An 18060-nucleotide genomic window follows, 5' to 3' on the forward strand; every position below is an offset into this window, starting at 1 on the left:
GTGAAATGCGGAAGAACTAGGGATTTTTGGGCAAACATTCGGAACCATGACTTCCCCCGATTTACTGGGGATAAGCGCGGAACTCCTCATTTGAGGCCCAAATTCCAAGTAACCGGCAAGCGCAATGACACTGCAGGCAGAGGCGGCACGAGGAAAAGATGTACGATTGGATTGAAACAACTTTCAACGTGAGCGGGGGAGTGACTCAGGCGATCGCTGTGATATTGGCGCTCGGGGCTGTTTTACTTCTGTTCAGTCTGTTCATTTTCATCCTCAAGCGCCTGACGGGCGGAAATGTCTCACACAGCAGAAGCAGACAGCCCCGCATTGCAGTAATGGACAGCGCGACCGTCGATACACGTCGCCGCCTCGTTCTTGTTCGGCGGGACAATGTGGAACACCTGATCCTGATCGGTGGCCCGAGCGACGTGGTTGTTGAACAAAACATAGTCCGCAACGCTCCACTGCCGACACACCGATCCATTCCCGTTGCCGCGCAGACCGGCAGCGCCTCGATCAAGGCCCCGCTGGCTCCCGGTCCCGACATTCCTCTCCGGCCAGGCGAAGGCATGGCTGATGCAGAACCGGTCACACCGCCGGCACCGGTCGCAACACCCGTCGAACCATCAGCTCCAGAAGCCACGCCCGCTCCCGCGCCCAAGATCGAAGAATTGCCTACTTCTGCGGAAAAGGAACCTGCGGCGCCAAGCGCAGCATCCCTGCCCAGGAGCAGAAGCTCCTTCGAGAAACGAGAACCGTCCTTGAGCCTCGGCGCAGATAAAACCGAGAAAAAGGATGAAAGTTCCGGCGGAAATGGTCGCGCCGCGGAACTTCTGCGAGCCGCGATGCAAAACGGGTTCAACCGCGCGACGACCAAATCCGCAGAAGGCGAAGCGGCAACCGACAAAAAGATCGATGAAGCAGAACCAGCAGAGGAAAGATCTACAGCCCCGGATGTGAAACCAGCGCTTGCTTCCACGTCTTCAGCTGTTGATGTCATCGTGAAGCCCGAGACCAAACCTTCGACACCGGCCAAACCGATTGCCCGCCCCTTTTCTCCAAAGGACCGGCCTTCCTACGGTGGTCACTCCATTTCACCGCCTGCTTCAGGCCCGGCAGCCCGGGCGAAGACAGCATTGTTCAAGACGGCCTCGTCGAGCGCCTCCGAAAACAAGATCGAGCCTCTCGTCGATGAACCGACCAGCGCAGCGTCCCAAGGTCCGGAAGGAGACGACATCTCCGCGGCACCTTCGTCAGATTTCTCAGTGAAAGCGCCGGACATTAAATCCCCTGCGCCGAATGAGCCTACTCCGGAGCCGGAGACGTCAGAGGCGGCACAAAACGCTGAAGACACGCCGGCAACCAATAGCGGCAGTGCGGCAAGACCAGCAGCACCTTCTACTGGTGACACGGCTCAAGCGCTTCAACAGGACAAGTCGGTCGACCCGAAGACAGAAAGCATTTCCAAGTCACCTGAGACTTCTGCTCCGGAAGTCAAATTGGATCTGGGCCTTGGGGACCTGATCGAGGAGACCGACGAAACGACGCAGAAAACAGCTTCAGATGAGGACAAAGGTTCCAGGACTGAAGACAAGGAAGCCGAAGCATCCCAGTCCCAGAAGCAACAGCAACAACAGACCAAGGCCGCAGCTCCGGCGGCAAAGAGCCTGAGTGAAAAGAACCCCATTGAAGACGAAATGGCAAAACTGCTGGATGAACTGGGCGGGCAGCCAAACTGATGACATGTGAGGTTCGCTCGCCGCGTTGGTCTCAGCTGGCCTTATTGCTGTTCGCGCTCTCGGCGCTTCTGGTCTTCGTGGCAGGCCCAGCCGCCGCTCAGGAAATCTCGGTTGGATTCGGTGACGATGCCAGCCTGACCGAACGCGCCGTCCAACTCGTCATTCTATTGACGATCCTGTCGCTCGCCCCGTCGATCCTTGTCATGGTGACGAGTTTCACCCGGATCGTGGTTGTGCTTTCCTTGCTCCGATCGGCGATTGGCCTTCAGACGGCACCACCCAACATGGTCATGGTCAGTCTGGCCTTGTTCCTGTCGGCATTCATCATGATGCCGACGCTGCAATCGGCTTATGACGCCGGTGTTCAGCCCCTTATCGACGGCGACATTGAATTCAACCAGGCCTATGAGCGGGCATCCGAGCCATTCCGCAGCTTCATGCTGTCACAGGTCCGCGAGAAAGACCTCGCGCTCTTTCAGGAACTTTCCGGACAGGACGCTCCGGAAGGACCTGATGATCTCTCCATGGCGACACTTGTCCCGGCTTTCATGATCTCGGAGTTGCGACGGGCATTTGAAATTGGCTTCCTGCTCTATCTGCCGTTTCTCATTATCGATCTGGTCATCGCGTCCGTTCTGATGTCCATGGGTATGATGATGTTGCCGCCGGTTGTCATTTCCCTGCCCTTCAAACTGATCTTCTTTGTCCTCGTAGACGGGTGGAACCTTGTGGCAGGCTCCCTGGTCAAGAGTTTCGGCGGCGGATAGCCTCTTCTTTCATGCGCGTCGCACACACTTTGGCGCTTCGCTTCAAAATTTTCGACCAGAAGCAGAGGGCCCTTAGAGTTCACCTGCGCCACAGAGCGACGTGATCGCTTGAACTTGCCTGGACTTTTTTGCGAATCCACTGGAATCCCCTGCGTCCGCGGTCGCCAAAAGTAGAAGAATATTAAGATAGCGATGGCACAATTGGCCTTTGATTTAGGAGGCTGAAACGCCTCAAAACTTATAGTGGTAAAGTGTGATAAGAGACCAACTTGAAAAACTCGCCAGGCTCAAGGAACCAGAGGCGAGATCCAAGCTTATCCGTACGCTCGTCGGGGAGTATGCGCGGTCGGAAGACCATGACCCGACGGAGTTGGAACGGGAGCTCTTTTCAAAGATTGTGCTCTCCGTCTTTGATCAACTGGATCGGGCGGCTCGGTATGAACTCGTCGTGCGTCTGGCCAAGACTGACCGTATCATTTCCGAACTTGCCGACCGCTTGGCTGAAGAAGACTACGATCTGTCCGAACCTGTGATCGAATGCTCGCCTATGATGAGCCAAAAGGCTCTGATGCGCATTGCCAAATCCGGTGGCAACAACAAACGTCTGTCGGTTGCCCGACGCTCGGACCTCAACGAAGAAATCACCGACACGCTGATTGCCCGAAGCAGCAGGGATGTTGTCCATGCCCTGCTGGACAATCTGGATGCCCCTTTCTCGGTAAAGGGCACGCTTGCTCTCCTGATTTTTGCAAACACAGAGGTCGAAGTCCTCTCCGGAATTGCCAAACGTGCAATGAAGGACGAAGACTTCCTCGAGACCCAGATGTATGTGCTGGAAACGAACTGTCCGCTCATTCCGCCGCCTCTGGAAAAAGCTCTGCGGTCCGGTGACCTGAGCCGCTTGGCCCAGGCGATTGACGACCTGGAGCGGGACGGCGACATCGAACTCGATGGCGTCTTCTATTCCCGTCATGAGGCCAGCATTCAAATTGCCAATGGCGAACTGTCTTTTGATGCCATCTTGAGAACCCTCTTTGAAGAAGAGCGCCTGGATGCCGCAATCTGGCTGATCAGCCGCAAGATCAATCTTGCTGATGACGTTGTTGCCGATACGCTGAAGTCCGACGCGGATGGAGCCATCATGCGCCTGATGTTGCAGACGGGCATCCACGAGAAGACCTACCGGGACTTCCTGAAGGCGCGTTGCGAATGGCTGGACCGCAGTACCAGAACCATTCCGGAGCTGGTGATGCGTTACAAGGCTGAACTGAAAAAGCCCAAACAGTCCAGAGCTTCTCAACCTGCCCTGAAATCTGCCACAGGTTAACTGACGGCGTTTAACCGGCCGCGTCGTCGGCGCCGTTCCCCACCGCTGCCTGGTCGGGTGAGCGCCCTGGTGACATGTATTGTCGGCGGTATTCTTTCAGGAAGGTCTCAAGAGAGTCGACATCGGCCAGGCGATTGGCGACCTGAAGAAATTCCACGCCCTGCGCGTCGACCGGACGGGTGACAACTTCAAAGGCGAAAGCTTCCGGGCTGTCGGCCATCTTGCTCGTGTATTTCGTCTGCAGGCGTTCAAGACTCAGCTGATCACCAGCAAGAGAATAGGCAATACCGGCACGCAGGATATCCCGGCGCTCCAGATCATCCAGCGGGATGTTGTCGGACCAGCGCGATCCGTGCATGGCTTCCAGCTGCTCGCCTGCATCGCGCCAGCTCTCAGCAGCCCAGAACGTATCTGCTCGCAAACGATCGACATCGGTACCGCGCATGTTACGGACCAGTTCCAGAGCAAGGTCCGGCCGGCCGTTTTCGGTAAGTGCCCGTGCTTCGACAATGTTGCGCTGGCGCTCAAGCGTTGATGGCAGGCTTGCCTGGCGGGTCCGGTTCAGAACCCTCAGCGCTTCGTCCGGTTTGCGATCCATCAGATAGATTGCTGCCAGGTCCGATGCGATCTGTGCCCGCGCTGCTCCCTTCAGACGATTGTCCACCTGGTGGCGTAGCAATTCGGTCGCCTGATCGAGCAGGTCAACTTCAACCAGGCGCTTTGCAAGCAGGCGAACCATTTCATCACCCTGGCGACCAATCGGTGTCAGCTCCCGGAAATCGTAGTAAAGCGCGAGAGCCTTGACGGGCTGAATCTCGTCCGCCTTCCCATCAAGGAACAGAGCATTAAAGAGGCCGTTCATCTCCTCCTGCAACAGGCGCGTCGTATCTGAGTCAGCATCCGCCTGCACCGCGGACTTCATGGCCTCGAATGCTTCTCTGTATTGGCCACGCTCTGCATAAAGCTGTGACAGAAAACGAAGGGTCTTCAGCTCGATTTCGTCTCCGCGCCAGGATGTCGCCAGGCTCGCCAGCCGGTCGATGGTCTCATCAACGCTCAATTCGCCATCCCGATAACGAATACGCAGGGCTCTGTATTCTGCTTCGGCAGAGCGCGGGCGATCATCCGAACGCGTTACGAGATCAAACACGGTCAGCGCTTCCTGCGACCGTCCGGAGGCATCGGCAACCCGGCCGCGCAGAATGTCATAGCGTGCTGCCTGCGCCCGCGTGACTTCACTCGGCTCAATCTCGGCGAGCATGCCGTTCGCGATGCCGAAGTCATTCACTTCCACCATCGCCTGTGCCGCCGCCAGCTTGAACTCGGTCTGGATCGCCGTTGGATAGTTACCGACCACCGCCCGTCCGCGCGGCATGACGATTCGCGCCTGTGTCCAGTTGCCCAGCTTCACATCCACAATGGTCTGCCAGATAGCCGCATCAGGGCTGTTCTTGAGATCCGGACGATTCAGATGGTCATAGGCTTCTTCCGGGCGACCCGCCATTGTCTGGGCGGCACCCATCATCAGGTTGAAGGAACTGTCTTCAGCAAGAGCGGGCTCTTCCTCCAGCGCCAAGGTCATCAGACCCAGGGCTTCCTGCGCAAACTGGTGTGCAAGGTAAAACCGAGACAGGGCGATCAGCGGCTTGCGTCGTTTGCCCTCCGGTGCTTTCGACAATCGGTCCTGTAATTCCATCAGACGGGACCTGTATCCTCCGGGCCCCTCCGTGCTCAGCGACACAAACTCGATGAAATTGGATTCTTCTGGATCGACAATCGTGTTGAACGCGCCAGTGCCGCCGCGCAAATGCCGGTTCGAAAGAGCAAGCCCGCCTTCTCTTTCAATCAGGACGTCGTCTCCCAGAATTTTCATCTGAACACCGTCAGACTTCGCCGCGACTGCAATACCCTGAGCTGAACTCAGTGCATCCAGATCAACAAACTTCTGAGGCTTCAACAATCCGCGTGGTGGCCCGAAGCCGGTGATCAGAGAAATCTTGTCACCCACGAACGGGTCGGTAATCTCTCGAATGTTCTGCGGATCCTGATAGAGAACGCGCAACACGGATTCACCGTCTCCGCGAACGGTGCGCTCCAGCTGCAAGGGAATGGACGGCTCCAGGATCAGGTCACCGATCACCAGCGACCAGGCGTTTCCGTCGACACCAACCGTCGCCAGAACCGGGTCATTCAGGTCCAGCCGGAGAATCTGATAATCGTCAAACTGTTGAACATCGATCGTATCTGCGGTTTCGGCCAGCGCAGAGATCATGCCACGGGTATCGATCGTTGCATCCGTGTCAAACACCAGCCAGATACTGTCGTTGCGCCGGAACACTGCCGAGGAGACCGGTTCCGAGAACGGGAAGACCACCCGAACGGTGTTCCCGATCCGTCGGGCTTCGGCAGAAACGAAATTCCGAACTTCTGCGGCAAAACTCTCAGGTGGCTGCTCGGGTGATGGCGGCAACTGATCCAGCTCCTGTCCACCGTTTGCGCGCCAGATCTCCGGCTCAGCGTCTGGTCTGTTTGGCAACTGAATACCCGCCGGTACCTCGCTGCTGCCGAAGGATGGATTGTTCTCGATCCGGACAGGGGCCGCCTGAAGCGGCGCGGTTTCATCACTGCCCTTGGCCGGGTCCTGTGCAGGCTGCAAGGTTGGAATGCCGTTGCTTGCCTCTGTACCGTTGGAGGACTGATCTTGAGAGGACCCGACTTGCTGTTTTGAAAGATCGAGCATTGGAGCGCGCCGGACAATCTCCCCTTCATCGGGACCGACATCAGTCAGCGGCAGTGCACCAGGACCGGCCTGTGCAACAACGATGCTCTCCTGCGTGTCCGCACCAGCTGCAGCCTCCTCGGCACCTGAAGCGGCAATCGCGGATGTGATGAGGTCGTCGGCGTTGTCACCGGCGGTCGCGACAAGAAGCTCCGGCGCAGGAAGCGTTTCGACCGCCGGAGCGGTCGTGATGGCATTTTCCTGCGTTACGACAATCTCTGCCCCTGGTGGAGCTTGTGCAAGACCATCCGGTTTGGTTCGCGGCACCATTGCGACGTCGCGCCCGCTGGACAAGTCCTCGCCGTTTGTCTCGTCATCAAGCACTTCACCTGCGGCTACCGCAACCTGAGCGCCCTCCGCCTCGGGATTGACGACAGAGGAAGACCTTGCTTCTTCGTCGTTTTTCGCCCCACCGAGCGGCACCACAGTATAAGCAGGAGCTTCGTCCGCACGGCTTTCCTTCAGAACGCCACCACCTGCGGAAACTGTCTTGCTGTCGGCCGGCAATCCGCGTGGGTCTTTGACCTCGCGCGTATCACGCAATCCCGGAGCCGTGATCATGTCCTTGCGGTTCTCATTGTCCGCGACAGACAGCTCCTTGTTGATCAATGCATTGGCCGGATCATTCGGCTGCATGTTCTCTGGCGTCACATCGATCACATAGGTCTGCTCTTCCCGGAACGCGCGGATGTCAACCGAAGGCTCGACGCGCATCAGGAACTTCAGCTTCCCTTTGTCCAAAAACGAAGTCGCGTCGATCACGCCTTGTGGCAGATGAGCCCTGAGATGCGAGATATCCAACTGAGCCGGATGATTAAAAGTCAGTTTGACGATGTCGTTTTCGCGCACAAATGCAGTATCGAACTTGATCGACCAATCGAACACCAACCGCGTGAAGGTCGGGTGTTCACCCACATGAAGGGTTACTTCCGGACCTTCCTGGGCTTTGAGGCGAGCCTGTTCGAGCGCCCGGACCTTGCGCATGGCAGCTTCCGCACGCTTGGCCAGTTCACGCACCACATCGTCCGGCAGTCCGGGAGGCAGGCCCTGCCAATCCATCGGCAGGATGTCGACGAACAGCTTCTCGCCGGCTTCAAGAGTATTGATCTGGAACTGATTTTTCAGCGCAAAGCGAATGGCGCTGCCGTCAGGGTCACGGCGCGCAATGGTGACGTATTTGCCGAGGTCGAGCGGGACATCATCGACATTGATGTCGACCGGCTCCTCAAATGAAATTCGCAGGACGCCTCCAGTAATGACAGCGTCGTAGATCGGCAGGAGCGTGCGATCCTTGAAGGTCAGAACGATACGCCCGTAACCTTCCTCTGGAATGACGTCCAGGTCCACCGGCTCAAGCGTTTGTGCCTGAACTGAAACCTGCGACAGCGCCACAAGACAGACGGCGCACACCCAGAAGGCCGCAATCAAACGCGCCAATGGTCTCCCTCTGCCTTTGACGGCAGATCCGCAACTTTTCCAGATGGTCAGGAGTGGTCCCGGCAAGTCGTTCAGTCCTCGGATGGCGACAACACGCTATTGTTAGTTGGGTGTCGTTAACGTGCCCTTACGCGTTCCTTAAAAATCCGCACTATTCCCTCAATTTGACGGGATCTTCGGCAGCATGTCCGGAGCCGAGGCTTGCATGGGTTGGGCCGGGTCGGCTGGAGCCGAAGAATTGCTGGCAATCGCCACTGTCAGTCGTTCAGCTGCTTCCGGAGACATCTTCGCCAGAACATCGGCCATTTTCCGCGGTTTCATTTGCCTCACCACCTTCAGAAGGATCGGCAGGCTCAGACGGTCAAAGATGCGGGCGGCGTCCTTGGGCTTCATGCTTTCATACATGGTAACCAGTCCGGCAATTTCGTTTTCTTCCTGCCTTTTCTTCTCTTCAACCGCCGCTTCAATGCGCTCTTCCAGCTTCTTCAGCTCATCGACACGTTTTTGAATGCGCTCCTCGGTGGCCTGCAACAATTTTTCGCGCAGGTCCAGCTGCCCTTCCTGTGCCTGAAGAGACTCTCTTCGTTTGCCCAGGCTTTCCAGCACTGCGCGCTCGGCAGCAGATCCGCCAATTTCGAGACTGTCAGGCAAAACAGGTTGCTCCGGCAGATCGCCTCCACCAGGAGGAGGAGGCCCACCGTCTGCGGCCATTTCCACCGGGGCTTCGCCATCGGCAGGTGTTTCTTGAGCAACTGCGCCATTGATGGGAAGCTTGCCGCTGTCTGGCCCCAGCGTGAGGCCAAGCAACTTCAAGGCGAGCAGAGCGCTCGCCGAAATTCCCAGCAATGGCAGCAGTCTCAAATTCATGCGGCGGCACCGTTTCGTCTGCGGAACTGCTCAAGACGCGCCGTCGCTTCGGCCGCTGCGCTACGGATATCCGATGCACGGCTCGACCGTTTCCGCTCTGGTTCCACCTGCGGCTGCTGTGCCGGATAAGCTCCTGCTGGGGCATAACTTGCCGGCTGCTGGGCATAGGCCGGCGCCTCGCTTTGAGATTGCGCTGAATATGCTTCGTTCTGGCTGGCAGCTTCGCGATGGGTTGCTGCGGAACGTGCCGCCTCGGCGATCTGCGTGATCCGGGTGAAGATTTTCTCTCCTTCGCCCACCTGCTCTGCAAGGGTCTGGGACATGGTCTCCGCCTGCTTGAGACGTGAACCCAGTGTCTTGTCCGCCTCGGCGGCAGTCGTTTTCAATCCCAGGATTGCACGCTCGGCAATTTCCGTTGCCGTCATCAGTTCCGAAATCGTTGCCCGCAAAACCTGTTCGTCGGCACGCAGACGCTGCAACCGCTTGTTCAGCATCCAGCAGTAACCGATTGTAATCAGCAACAGAACCGCGACCAGCCCTTCAATGATCATTCCGAGTGGCAAAGTGCTCATGGTTGCTCCATTTCGTTTTGCATGGCGCGCTCGAAAGCAGCCAGGGTCATTTTGGGCTTGCGCAAATTCTTTGCGACACGGATGGCGATGGAATCCTCGACCTTGCCGAGCGTTCCTTCGGTCAGCGGAACGTTGCCGCATTTGATTGTCACGGGATCGGCAGGATCGACGTCGAACACCAGCGTTTGCCCTATGTCGAGGCTGAGAACCCGGCCCAGCGGCAGATAGGTTTCGTGCAATACCGCATCGACTTCGATTTCGGCGGCATGAATCTCGGTTGCCAGGTGCCCTTCCCAGATCGGATCGCGGCCGAATTTCTCACCCATGAACATCTGGAGCAGCAGATCGCGGATCGGCTCCAGAGTTGCATACGGCATCATGATCTCGACCGAGCCGCCCCGATCTTCCATGTCGATGCGCAGCTCGACAAGAATGGCCGCGTTCGCCGGGCGGGAAATCGCCGCAAAACGCGGGTTGGTCTCAAGACGTTCGAGATTGAAGTGAACCGGAGACAGAGGCGCGAATGCCTGTTCTGCGTCCTGCAGAATCAAGGACACCATCTGTTGCACGAGACCGGTTTCGATCGTTGTATAAGGTCGCCCTTCAACACGTACGGCCGAGGTACCGCGCCCTCCACCGAGCAAAACGTCAATGATCGAATAGATCAGGCTCGATTCCACGGTTATCAGACCGAAGCCATCCCATTCCTCAGCCTTGAAGACACCAAGAATGGCAGGCAAGGGAATGGAGTTCAGATAATCGCCGAAACGCACCGAACTGATGGAATCCAGAGACACTTCAACGTTGTCGGACGTGAAATTGCGAAGCGATGTCGTCGTCAAGCGAACAAGACGGTCAAACACGATTTCGAGCATCGGCAGACGCTCGTAGGAAACCATCGCCGAGTTGATGAGCGCTCGGATACCACTTTGGTCGCCAGCAATCGTGTCCTCGATATTAAAGCCAAGGAGGTTGTCGATTTCCTCCTGGTTCAGGACACGGTCTGCGCCGCGGGTCGCATTCTCCAGATCGGGCTCGCTGTCGTCGATCATCGCAGCCCATTGAGCCGCCATGTCGTCGGAACTTCCGGCACCCTGCTCTTCAAGAGCCGCACCCCAGGCGGCGGCTAGATCTTCATCGTCATCGCCGCCGGCTCCTTGCTCGGCAAGAGCAGCGCCCCAGGCGTCGGCCATGTCCTCTTCGGACAGATCATCATCGTCGTCGACGTTAGCCATTCATTCCATCACTGTACAAGGATCTCCTTGAACAGGACCCCCTCAACCTTCGCCGGATAAACCGACAAATTGATCCGCCTGAGCAATTCTTCCTTCAAACGGAACAGACCGGCAGACCCTTCCAGGTCCGCGGGGCGTAGTTCGCGCAAGTAGATCTGGAACGCATCCAGAATACGCGGCAGAAACGGTTGGATCTGATCGATCATCGCCCGGTTCTCGACTTCCAGCGCAATCCTGACCTTGAGATAGGTCGTGCGCCCGTCCGTCGCCAAATTCACCGTCATTTCCGGCAGATCGTAAAACACGACCGGCTTTTGAACCTCGACAGGAGCATCACCGCCATCCGGAGAAGGCATCGGCGCATCTGAACCCATCAGAAAGTAATAAGCCGCTCCACCTGCAACAAGCAGAACCACCAGACCGATACCACCGAACAGAAACAGCTTCTTCTTGCCACCAGCAGACGCTTCGGCCCCTTCTTCGGCCTCATCACCAGCTGCGGCGTTTTCGTCAGCCATTCCGCACCCCGCTTCAGTTAGCGCACGCGCGCTAATTATTACTAAAGAGTTAATGGTTAACGAATGGTTACCAGCCCATTAACGCGAGTCACCCGGCAAAAATTGCCAAGTGGTTAACTTCTGCCGGAATCTCTTGCCGCACGCACCCTCCCGTTTTGATTTTTACCCAGATTTCCCAAGGATTTAAAAACTGGCACGCCGTGTGCATTAACCTTAACGAGCTCGCAGGTCTGGGGAGACTGGCCAGCTCATCGGGGAGCAAAGGGAACCGTTCGTATGGAGAACGCTCAGCTAGTCGCCTTATCCAGGCAATCGATCTTGCGGAATCATCTCGACGTGATCGCCAACAACATGGCGAACATCAACACGAGTGGTTTCAAGTCACAGGACATGTCCTTCGTCGAGTACATCATGCCGTTTGCCGATGGCACCGCATTTGAGCCGGCGGATCGCGAAATTTCCTATGTGGACATGTTCACCACTCGGACCAATTTCGAGCCCGGGACGATCAATCTAACAGAAAACGAATTCGATCTGGCGTTGAACAGCGAAGGCTTCTTCGTTGTGCAGATGGACGATGGCACCGAAGCCTATACTAGAAGCGGAGCCTTCCAGCTCGATGCCACTGGTCAGCTTATCACTTCAAACGGACGCCCTGTCTTGACCGATGCCGGCCCCATTACCTTTACCCGCGAAGACGGACTGATTGAAATCGCCGCAGACGGTACGATCGCAACCGAACTTGGCATTCGCGGAAAAATCCGTGTTGTGAATTTCGACGATACCCGCACGCTGGAGAAAATCGGCGACACGATGTTCAAGGGTGAAAACCCCTTACAGGTCGCAGATGCCCGCATCATCCAGGGTGCGGTTGAAGGCTCGAACGTCTCAGGCGTTTCTGAAGTCACCCGGCTCATCGAAGTTACCCGTGCCTATGACGCCACTTCGAAATTGGTGAAAGACCTGGACGAACTTCGTCAGCAGGCGATTTCGACACTCGGCCGTATTCAAGCCTAACCGGTTAAGGACTTAAGACGATGAAAGCACTCCATATCGCCGCGACCGGCATGAAGGCTCAGGAACTGAACGTCGAGGTCATCTCGAACAACGTAGCCAACATGCGCACGACCGGTTTCAAGAAGCAGCGCGCGGATTTCCAGGACCTGCTCTACCAGAACCTGCGCCGCATGGGCACGGAGACATCCGACACCGGTACGATCGTTCCGACAGGCATTCAGATCGGCTCCGGCGTCAAGATTGCCTCGACTGCTCGCATCATGTCCCAGGGTTCCCTCGAACAGACCGGCAAGGAACTGGACGTCGCGGTCCGCGGTGAAGGCTTCTTCCAGATCGATCTGCCGGACGGCACCACCGGCTATACCCGGGACGGATCGTTCGAGCGCGACGCAAACGGGCAGCTGGTGACGGTTGACGGTTACGCGGTCAATCCAGGCATCACCATTCCGGAGACGACGCAGGACATCACCATTTCCAACACAGGCGAAGTCCAGGGCGTCGACCAGGCCGGCAATACCGTTCAACTCGGCCAGGTCCAGCTCGCGCGCTTTGTGAACAAGGCAGGCCTTGAAGCAATCGGTGACAACCTGTTCCTGGAAACCGATGCCAGTGGCGCGCCGGAAACCGGCAATCCAAGCGACAATGGCTTCGGTAGCCTCCAGCAGTACTTCCTGGAAATGGCCAACGTGGATGCGGTGACGGAAATTGCCGACCTGATCTCGGCCCAGCGCGCCTATGAGATGAATTCCCAGATCATCCAGGCCGCAGACGAAATGTACTCCACCACCACAAACCTCCGCTAACACAGGGAGGCTGACAAAATGAGACATCTGTTCAAAACAATCGTCACCCTGGCTCTGATGGGATTTGCAACCACCTTTGCAGTGGCTGACGAGCGCCCCGTGCTTCGCTCCCAGGTCATGACGCTTTCAGACGTCGTAACGGTCGGCGACTTTTATTCCAACGCAGGCCTCCTGGCATCCAAGCCCCTTTTCCGTTCACCGGACATGGGAACTTCGGGCAATGTTCCGGCGAACCTCGTGGCAGAGCGCGCCCGTGCCGCCGGACTGGATCTGGCGGGAACCGATGGCCTGAGAACCGTGGTTGTTCACCGGGGCGCGACAAAGATCGAACGGGACGAGCTGGAAGGTCTTGTTCGTGCTGCACTTGCACAAAGAAACGCCGGCATTGATCCGGAATTGCTCGACGTCAAGCTGCTGCAGGCTCCCGACCGCGTCCTTGCCGATCCGAAAGTTCAGGACCCGATCCGGGTTGACAGTGTTGACTGGTCCAAGTCAACGGGACGTTTCACAGTCTTTGCTTCCGTTGCAGCCGAACATGGCACCAAAACCCTGACCTTCTCCGGTGTTGCTATCGAAATGGTCCAGGTAGTCGCCTTGGCTCAACCGCTTCGGCGCGGCGACATTCTCAAGGAAGACGATCTGATCACCGTCCGCCTGACACGCAAGAACGTGCCCTCCGGTGCTGTTACGGATCCTGCAGGTATCGTCGGCAAACAGGCACGGACGAACATGCGCGCCAACGCCCCCCTCGCCCGCAAGGACTTCCAGCACCCGGTGCTGATTGAACGTGGCGAAAAAATCACCGTCACCTTCCTGATGCCCGGCATGAAGCTCACGTCCAGGGCCCAGGCTTTGGACGAAGGTGCCAAGGGCGATGTGATTGACGTCATGAACCTTCAGTCCCGGCGGATCGTGCCGGCCACCATCATCTCCCGCGGCCATGTGCGTGTTCACACTGCCAATCCAATTGTCGCAAGCCTGAACAGCGAGACCAACTAATGCCGACTTCCTTTCCAAAGCACCTTCTGGCTAGCATTGCACTGGCCGCTCTCGCTGCGGGATGCGGCACTCCTGAAAGACTTGCGAATGTCGGACAGCAGCCTGCATTGAACGCCATACAGGATCCGACCACTACGCCCGGATACAGGCCGGTCCAGATGCCGATGCCCGAACCGCAACAGGCACACTACAACCCCAACTCCCTCTGGCAGTCGGGAAGCAGAGCCTTTTTCAAGGATCAACGCGCAAGCCGCGTGGGTGACATCCTGACCGTCGTCGTGACGATCGATGACAAGGCAGAGATCGAAAACAACACCGATCGCAGCCGGACCGAGACCAATGGTTCGGGTGTCGGCGGTGCGCTCGGCACTGCCATCGATACGGTATTCCTTCCTGCCGGTATGGCGGCAAGCGACCTCGCAAACGTCAACAGCAACTCCAGTTTCGCAGGAGCCGGCAAGGTTGACCGGGAAGAAACTCTTCAGACCAACATTGCAGCTGTCGTCACCCAGGTTCTGCCAAACGGCAATATGGTCATCGAAGGTCGACAGGAGGTTCGCGTGAATTATGAAGTCCGCGAACTGATTGTTGCCGGTATCGTCAGACCTGAAGACATCACAGCCAACAACCGGATTGCCAGCGAACAGATTGCCGAAGCCCGCATCGGTTACGGCGGCCGTGGTCAGATCACGGATGTTCAGCAACCTCGCGTTGGCAATCAGGTCCTGGATATCCTCCTCCCCTTCTGATCCAGACAGGGTTTACAGTCCCCCGGCCAGCAGCAGGCAGAGTGTTCTAGAAGCTCAACCTGCTGCGGCTGACGACGGGTACGGTGTCTCGCTCCCCGAGTGCCGTACCCGTTCTCATTTCCAAATCACTGATGACGTTGCGTCAATTTTAGATACAATGAGGTATTGGTTTCTCAATCCGGCAGGTCGCCATGCGCATTTTGATTTTGGTTTTCCTTGGACAGTTTCTGATAACATCAGCCGTATCCGCAGCCAGTTGTGGCAATGGCCCGGCAGGTTTCACCGCCTGGCGAGATGCCTTCATTGCCAATGCCGGAAGATATGGCCTGAATCCCAGAGTTGTCCAATCGGCGCTTCAAAACGTGAAGTACAGCAAGAAGGTGGTCAGGCTGGACCGCAACCAGAAGTCCTTCAAGCTCAGTTTCAAGCAGTTTTACGCCAAGCGCGTAAACAACGCGATGATCCGCCGGGGTCAGAAGCTTGGCCAGAACTACGCGCGCCTGTTCAACAGTATCGAACGAAAATACGGCGTCCCGGCTCCCGTGATTCTTGCGATTTGGGGTCTCGAAACCAACTATGGCGGTTATCTCGGAAACATGCCGGTGCTTCAGTCGCTTGCCACACTTGCCTACGACTGCCGCCGCTCGGCGTTCTTCACCAATGAACTGGTCAGCGCGCTCATAATCGTGCAACGCCGAGACATGTCACCGGCGGAGATGCGCGGCGCATGGGCCGGAGAGATCGGCCAGACGCAGTTTCTGGCTTCCTCCTATGTGCGCTATGCGGTTGATTACGACCGCGATGGCCGCCGCGATCTGATCCGGTCGGTTCCCGACGTCCTGGCATCAACCGCAAACTATCTGGCGAAAAAAGGCTGGCGCCGCGGTCAGGCTTGGGGGCCGGGCACTGCCAACTACCGGGTCCTGAGAGAGTGGAACAAGGCAAGCGTCTATGTTCAGACCATCTCCATCATGGCCTCAAAGATAAGCGGACAGGGATAAACAAAGAAGTCTCGATACAGATCGGAACTCCTGGAATTCTCGACAACCGACAAACCTGTCAGGGCTCGGGATTAGGAAAGGCTGTGTGACCGAATTTTGCTACTGCACCGTTGCTCCGATTGCACTACGATACCCTCTTCATCTGAAGCGGCAGTGCTCTTCTCCCAACGGTTCCAGGGGCGCGCCGGTCCCTCCAATGTTCCAGTATGCAGGAGCTCAGCATGTCCAGCTTCAAGAATCTTTCCATCTCTCGTCGCACTCTTCTGAAGGGTGTCGCGGCAACAGGCTTCACAGCCGCACTGCACCCTTATTCTGCCCTGGCAAAAGAAGGCTCAGCACACTTGCGCCTGATGGAAACCACGGACCTGCACGTCCACGTCTTTCCATATGACTACTACGGCGACAAGCCGGTCGATACGGCAGGCCTTGCCCGGACGGCATCACTGATCCGGCAAATCCGCGATGAAGCAACCAACTCGGTGCTCGTCGACAACGGCGATTTTCTGCAAGGAAATCCCATGGGTGATTTCATCGCCTATGAACGCGGAATGCGGGAGGGAGATGTTCACCCGGTCATCAAGGGCATGAACGTCCTTGATTTTGACGCGGCCACTCTCGGCAACCACGAATTCAACTACGGTCTGGATTTCATGATGAAAGTCCTGTCCGGAGCCAATTTTCCGGTTGTCTGTGCAAATCTGGTCAAGGGCACCAATCTTGCGGCAAACGCGCGTCAGGACGAATTGTTCCTCAAGCCTTATGTGATCGTCGAAAAGCAGGTTCAGGACGGCGCCGGAAACTCCTATCCGATCAAGATCGGTTTCATCGGTTTCGTACCGCCCCAGATCATGAATTGGGACCGGCGCCACCTTGAGGGCAGTGCCAATGCGCGTGACATAGTCGATGCCGCGAAAGCCTTTGTGCCTGAGATGCGGGAACAGGGCTGTGATTTGGTGATTGCCCTGTCCCACTCGGGTATTGATGCAAATGACTATTCAGAGGGAATGGAAAACGCGTCACTGCACCTGTCGGCAATAGACGGCATCGATGCCGTCTTCACCGGTCACCATCACCTGGTGTTCCCCGGCCCTGCCTACGAAGGGCTTCCTGGTGTCGACAGCCAGAAGGGGACGCTGTTCGGAAAGCCTGCTGCAATGGGAGGTTTCTGGGGATCGCATCTCGGCGTCATCGATCTGATGATTGAACGGGATGGCAACGGCTGGCGCGTAGCGAATTTCATGACCGAAGCTCGCCCGATCTACGAAAAGGAAGGGCGAAAGGTAACTCCTCTTGTGGAAAGTCAGCAGGATGTCCTGGATGCCGTCAAGGAAGACCATGAGGCTACCCTGGCATATGTGCGACGTCCAGTCGGCAAGACGTCCGCACCTCTGCATTCCTATTTCGCACTTGTGGCTGATGATCCAAGCGTCCAGATCGTTTCCAAGGCTCAGACCTGGTACATTGAACAGATGTTGAAGGGCACCGAGTGGGAAGGATTGCCGATCCTGTCCGCAGCCGCACCTTTCAAGGCAGGCGGCCGTGGCGGCCCGGACTACTACACGGACGTTCCGGTCGGCGATGTTGCCATCAAGAACGTGGCGGACCTTTATCTTTATCCCAATACTGTGCGCGCCGTGGCCATAAAGGGCAGCACCGTCAAGGACTGGCTGGAACGTTCCGCCGGCATTTTCCAGCAGATCGAACCTGGACAGACGGACCAGCCGCTGATCAATCCTGAGTTCCCGAGCTACAACTTTGATGTCATTGACGGCGTAACCTACGAGATTGACCTCAGTCAGCCATCAAAATTCGGCCCCAAGGGCGAAGCGCTCAACCCGGACGCCAATCGAATCGTAAATCTGAAGTTCAACGGTGAACCGATTGACCCCGAAGCAACTTTTGTTGTGGCCACGAACAACTATCGTGCCAGTGGCGGCGGGAACTTCCCCGGCATCAACGACGATGCTGTCGTCTTTGTCGGCCCGGATACCAACCGGGACGTTCTTGTCCGCTACATCGTTGAACAAGGCACCATCAACCCATCGGCTGATGCAAACTGGACGTTCGTGCCCATGCCGGAAACGACGGTCCTGTTCGAAACCGGCCCAGGTGGCACCGATCATGCAGCCACAGTGGAAGGTGTGAAGATCGAGCCGGCCGGCGATGGTGCCGATGGGTTTGCACGCTACCGGATTACCCTTTGAGGAGACGCCGGCAGTCATACGGCAATAAAAAACCTTCCCCGGTTTC

The 18060-nt window shown here is 57.1% G+C and carries 14 protein-coding genes; 9 read left to right on the forward strand and 5 right to left on the reverse strand.

Going from position 1 to position 18060, the window contains the following annotated elements; genetic code table 11:
• Positions 1–158: 158 nt before the first annotated feature.
• The 3 genes from ABLO27_RS15885 (at position 159) to ABLO27_RS15895 (ending at position 3833) form a co-directional block, all read left to right on the forward strand.
• Entirely contained in the window at positions 159–1739 is a 1581-nt protein-coding gene (locus ABLO27_RS15885) for a flagellar biosynthetic protein FliO (protein ID WP_353033913.1), read from the forward strand.
• Positions 1739–2506, forward strand: coding sequence for a flagellar type III secretion system pore protein FliP (fliP, locus tag ABLO27_RS15890; protein WP_353033914.1), 768 nt, complete (start codon positions 1739–1741; stop codon positions 2504–2506). The genes ABLO27_RS15885 and fliP overlap by 1 nt, the downstream gene beginning before the upstream one ends.
• A 253-nt stretch (positions 2507–2759) precedes the next feature.
• The gene (locus ABLO27_RS15895; protein WP_353033915.1) at positions 2760–3833 is read left to right on the forward strand and encodes a DUF2336 domain-containing protein; all 1074 of its coding nucleotides are present in this window, start codon (positions 2760–2762) and stop codon (positions 3831–3833) included.
• A 10-nt stretch (positions 3834–3843) separates the two neighbouring features.
• Here ABLO27_RS15895 and ABLO27_RS15900 read toward each other — a convergent pair whose 3' ends face one another.
• The 5 genes from ABLO27_RS15900 to ABLO27_RS15920 form a co-directional block, all read right to left on the reverse strand.
• Positions 3844–8049 (reverse strand): tetratricopeptide repeat protein, encoded by a 4206-nt coding sequence (locus ABLO27_RS15900; protein WP_353033916.1) that lies wholly within the window; start codon positions 8047–8049, stop codon positions 3844–3846.
• A gap of 159 nt (positions 8050–8208) precedes the next feature.
• Positions 8209–8916 carry a MotE family protein gene (locus ABLO27_RS15905; RefSeq protein WP_353033917.1) on the reverse strand — a complete coding sequence of 236 codons (708 nt, stop codon included), beginning with the start codon at positions 8914–8916 and terminating at the stop codon, positions 8209–8211.
• Positions 8913–9488, reverse strand: coding sequence for a DUF6468 domain-containing protein (locus tag ABLO27_RS15910; RefSeq protein ID WP_353033918.1), 576 nt, complete (start codon positions 9486–9488; stop codon positions 8913–8915). The genes ABLO27_RS15905 and ABLO27_RS15910 overlap by 4 nt, the downstream gene beginning before the upstream one ends.
• Positions 9485–10681 carry a flagellar motor switch protein FliM gene (gene fliM / locus ABLO27_RS15915; protein WP_352945585.1) on the reverse strand — a complete coding sequence of 399 codons (1197 nt, stop codon included), beginning with the start codon at positions 10679–10681 and terminating at the stop codon, positions 9485–9487. The genes ABLO27_RS15910 and fliM overlap by 4 nt, the downstream gene beginning before the upstream one ends.
• A 50-nt stretch (positions 10682–10731) precedes the next feature.
• Positions 10732–11241, reverse strand: a complete 510-nt coding sequence (locus ABLO27_RS15920; protein ID WP_353033919.1) for a flagellar basal body-associated FliL family protein — start codon at positions 11239–11241, stop codon at positions 10732–10734.
• Between the two features lie 276 nt (positions 11242–11517).
• Here ABLO27_RS15920 and flgF point away from each other — a divergent pair, with 276 nt between their 5' ends.
• The 6 genes from flgF (at position 11518) to ABLO27_RS15950 (ending at position 18014) form a co-directional block, all read left to right on the forward strand.
• Complete coding sequence (gene flgF, locus ABLO27_RS15925) at positions 11518–12258, forward strand: flagellar basal-body rod protein FlgF (RefSeq protein ID WP_353033920.1); 741 nt, start codon at positions 11518–11520, stop codon at positions 12256–12258.
• A 20-nt stretch (positions 12259–12278) separates the two neighbouring features.
• The gene (flgG, locus tag ABLO27_RS15930; RefSeq protein ID WP_353033921.1) at positions 12279–13061 is read left to right on the forward strand and encodes a flagellar basal-body rod protein FlgG; all 783 of its coding nucleotides are present in this window, start codon (positions 12279–12281) and stop codon (positions 13059–13061) included.
• Between the two features lie 18 nt (positions 13062–13079).
• On the forward strand, positions 13080–14060 hold the full coding sequence (flgA, locus tag ABLO27_RS15935; protein WP_353033922.1) for a flagellar basal body P-ring formation chaperone FlgA: 981 nt from the start codon (positions 13080–13082) through the stop codon (positions 14058–14060).
• Positions 14060–14809: a flagellar basal body L-ring protein FlgH gene (gene flgH / locus ABLO27_RS15940; protein WP_353033923.1), complete on the forward strand. Its 750-nt coding sequence runs from the start codon at positions 14060–14062 to the stop codon at positions 14807–14809. The genes flgA and flgH overlap by 1 nt, the downstream gene beginning before the upstream one ends.
• 191 nt (positions 14810–15000) lie before the next feature.
• A complete protein-coding gene (locus ABLO27_RS15945) occupies positions 15001–15810 on the forward strand; it encodes a lytic murein transglycosylase (RefSeq protein ID WP_353033924.1) in 810 nt (269 codons plus the stop codon).
• Positions 15811–16031: 221 nt separating this feature from the next.
• Positions 16032–18014 (forward strand): bifunctional 2',3'-cyclic-nucleotide 2'-phosphodiesterase/3'-nucleotidase, encoded by a 1983-nt coding sequence (locus ABLO27_RS15950; RefSeq protein WP_353033925.1) that lies wholly within the window; start codon positions 16032–16034, stop codon positions 18012–18014.
• The last annotated feature ends 46 nt before the right edge of the window (positions 18015–18060 follow it).

This window comes from Roseibium sp. SCP15, from assembly GCF_040329435.1.
Taxonomy (GTDB): Bacteria; Pseudomonadota; Alphaproteobacteria; order Rhizobiales; family Stappiaceae; genus Roseibium.

Bases quoted from the DNA above. Each gene is read 5' to 3' on its own strand.
- flgH (WP_353033923.1), top strand. From the start codon at position 14,060: ATGCCGACTTCCTTTCCAAAGCACCTTCTGGCTAGCATTGCACTGGCC.
- ABLO27_RS15950 (WP_353033925.1), top strand. From the start codon at position 16,032: ATGTCCAGCTTCAAGAATCTTTCCATCTCTCGTCGCACTCTTCTGAAG.
- ABLO27_RS15905 (WP_353033917.1), bottom strand. From the start codon at position 8,916: ATGAATTTGAGACTGCTGCCATTGCTGGGAATTTCGGCGAGCGCTCTG.
- flgG (WP_353033921.1), top strand. From the start codon at position 12,279: ATGAAAGCACTCCATATCGCCGCGACCGGCATGAAGGCTCAGGAACTG.
- ABLO27_RS15885 (WP_353033913.1), top strand. From the start codon at position 159: ATGTACGATTGGATTGAAACAACTTTCAACGTGAGCGGGGGAGTGACT.
- ABLO27_RS15920 (WP_353033919.1), bottom strand. From the start codon at position 11,241: ATGGCTGACGAAAACGCCGCAGCTGGTGATGAGGCCGAAGAAGGGGCC.
- ABLO27_RS15910 (WP_353033918.1), bottom strand. From the start codon at position 9,488: ATGAGCACTTTGCCACTCGGAATGATCATTGAAGGGCTGGTCGCGGTT.
- flgA (WP_353033922.1), top strand. From the start codon at position 13,080: ATGAGACATCTGTTCAAAACAATCGTCACCCTGGCTCTGATGGGATTT.
- ABLO27_RS15945 (WP_353033924.1), top strand. From the start codon at position 15,001: ATGCGCATTTTGATTTTGGTTTTCCTTGGACAGTTTCTGATAACATCA.
- fliP (WP_353033914.1), top strand. From the start codon at position 1,739: ATGACATGTGAGGTTCGCTCGCCGCGTTGGTCTCAGCTGGCCTTATTG.
- flgF (WP_353033920.1), top strand. From the start codon at position 11,518: ATGGAGAACGCTCAGCTAGTCGCCTTATCCAGGCAATCGATCTTGCGG.
- fliM (WP_352945585.1), bottom strand. From the start codon at position 10,681: ATGGCCGACGCCTGGGGCGCTGCTCTTGCCGAGCAAGGAGCCGGCGGC.